The sequence below is a fragment of the Vibrio sp. TH_r3 genome, assembly GCF_033101115.1.
Taxonomy (GTDB): Bacteria; Pseudomonadota; Gammaproteobacteria; order Enterobacterales; family Vibrionaceae; genus Vibrio.
Genome location: NZ_JAWMPW010000053.1, coordinates 1 through 2,415, shown reverse-complemented (window position 1 = coordinate 2,415; position 2,415 = coordinate 1). Strand labels below are relative to the sequence as shown.

The window sequence follows — 2,415 nt, the reverse complement described above, 5'->3', positions numbered from 1 at the left end:
CCATCTACAACAGTGCCGGTATAAGTGCGCTCTGACTCGTCAGACGTTAATGCTTCGCCATCTAAATGAGTTAACACAATGCTCACACTAACGGCATCATCGCCCACTTCCCCTTCAAGCACTGGGGTTAAATAGGTAATATCATCGTTTTGTTCCGCACTGCCTGCTGGCTCTGAATCCGATTCATCGGTCAAGCCTTCTGCTGTAAGCGTGGTGACGATGGTTTGGTCAACCGTCACTGAGCCAGTATAAGTAGTGGTATTACCCGCTAAATCAACCGAGCTGATTTGGTAAGTAAAGTTTTCTACCAAAGTAGTGTCGGATTGGTCCAACAATGCGCTTGAATCAAATGACCACGATTCCGAGCTGCCATCACCACGCGTACCCGCGAGGGTGATCGTAGTGGAATCCACCTTATTGTTATCGGCATCGTAAATATCAATAACAACCGTATCACCCGCTTCACCGCTGCCGCTGAAATGCAATTCAGCATCATTGGTGGTTTTATCAGCTAGTGCAATCGTGGTGCTCGTTCCATCAATAATGGCGACGCCATTGACCGAACCAGTATCAGTCGTGGCGTCAAGCTCTGCTTGTAGGGTATTCTCCAAGTCTAACGTGAAGCTGTATTCACTGCTGTCTAACGTGTTACCGGCCAAATCAGTGGAGGTGACACTATAATAGTAGTTACCGGAGTTGCTCATCTCATAATCAGTCGTCGACAGGTCAAAACTCCAACTGTCGCTGATTTCACCTAGCTCATAACTATGAACATCAATGATCTCACCGTCTTCATTTTTCTGGTACAAAGAGAACACCACGTTAGCGGTTTCATCAACCGTACCGGTAAATACCGGCTGAGGATTCGCGGTATAATCGTCTGAATTGTACGAGCCGGTATCCGATTCCTCGCTATCTTCTAGCTCAGCTGTGGCGTTGGCTGAATTGGTCAGGTCAACAACGACAGTTTGCTCAGCAAGCGAGGCACTGTTGCCTGCATCATCGGTGAGACTTAATTGGTAATCGTACGCGCTTTCCGCCAACACGATGCCTTCATCGGCTAGATCTATCGACCAATAACCATCGCTATCCGTCACCGCCGTGAAGGTGCCCACATTTTCAATCGTTAACGAGACGCTCGCGCCCACTTCACCGTAACCGTCAAAGGTCGGCGATTGCGCCGTGGTGATGCCATCGTCAAGGTAAAGACCGCTATCACTCGCTTCAACTTGCGCTAAACCTCCGCTAAAGTTCACACCACTTTGCGCGGTGGAATCGAACTCAAAATAGGCACTGGCGCTATTGCTTTCGTTGCCGGCAACATCCACTGACGAAACTTGATACGAGTAACGCCCATTTTGGGCTAAATCGCCATTTGTATCTAATAAACCGGCTGATTCAAGCTCAGTAAGGCCTTGTAAATCTAACGACCACACTCCATTTGCATCGGCTGTTGTGCTTAGCTCAATTTGGCTATTGTCTGGCGCAGTAAGGGTAATGGTGACTTCGGCGTTAGCATCCGCTGTGCCTTCAAGACTTGGCGTGATGTTGGTTAATTGGTCACTGAAACGGGCATCGCCTTCCGTTGCTTCACTCGGCGCAGAATCGGTAGCCGCACTGATCCCTTCCACTACTAATGTGGCGCTGTTATCAATGATTAATGCATCGGTTACCGTATCCGATTGGTTACCAGCAATGTCGGTTGCGTCAATCTCGACGGTGTACTCACCATCGGCTAACACATCGTCAATGGTGTAAGACCACTCTCCTTCATCCGATACTGACAGCTGCGCGTTATTCGCCGCGGCGTCTTGACTGTTATCGAAGCTGTACGTTTCTACAACTTGGCCATCTTGTTTGATGGTGATGATTATACTGGCATCCAGTTCGGTTACGCCAGTAAACGTCGGTGAAGTAGTCTGAGTAATGCCGTCTGTTTGCGATAAACCAGTATCGACACTGCTGTCGGCACTGAGCTCTGCATCAAGCGCTACCGATTGGTCTAAGGTAACTGTCCCGGTTAAATCGGACAGTTCGGTGCCATTACCAATCAGTCCGGAGTCGGCACTAGTGGTGCTGGTTAATTGGTTGCCAACGGAATCGATAACGGTAAATTGGTAGTCGTACTCACCGTCTTCTTCTAGCGTATAATCATCACTCCATGCTTGGCCATCGACTAAAAATTCTTCGCTAATGGTGACATTCCAAGAGGTTGGATCGGTGCTATCAAACACGGCTTGATAGGAGTAGCCATCAATCGCGATAACGATGGTTGAACCTTCTTCTGCACTACCACTAAACACTAGAGGCAGTTCGTTAGTGACATTGTCAGATGTAAAGCTGCTGTCACGGCCAGAATCCGATTCCAATTCAGCAGTAAAGTCGGATACTTGGGTATCAATGATGAAGTTTTCA

At 48.3% G+C, this 2,415-nt stretch carries 1 protein-coding gene; it reads right to left on the bottom strand.

Translation table 11 applies throughout. From position 1 onward, the window contains the following. On the bottom strand, positions 1–2,415 hold a 2,415-nt coding region (locus R3X26_RS18685), incomplete at both ends, for an Ig-like domain-containing protein (RefSeq protein WP_317718829.1).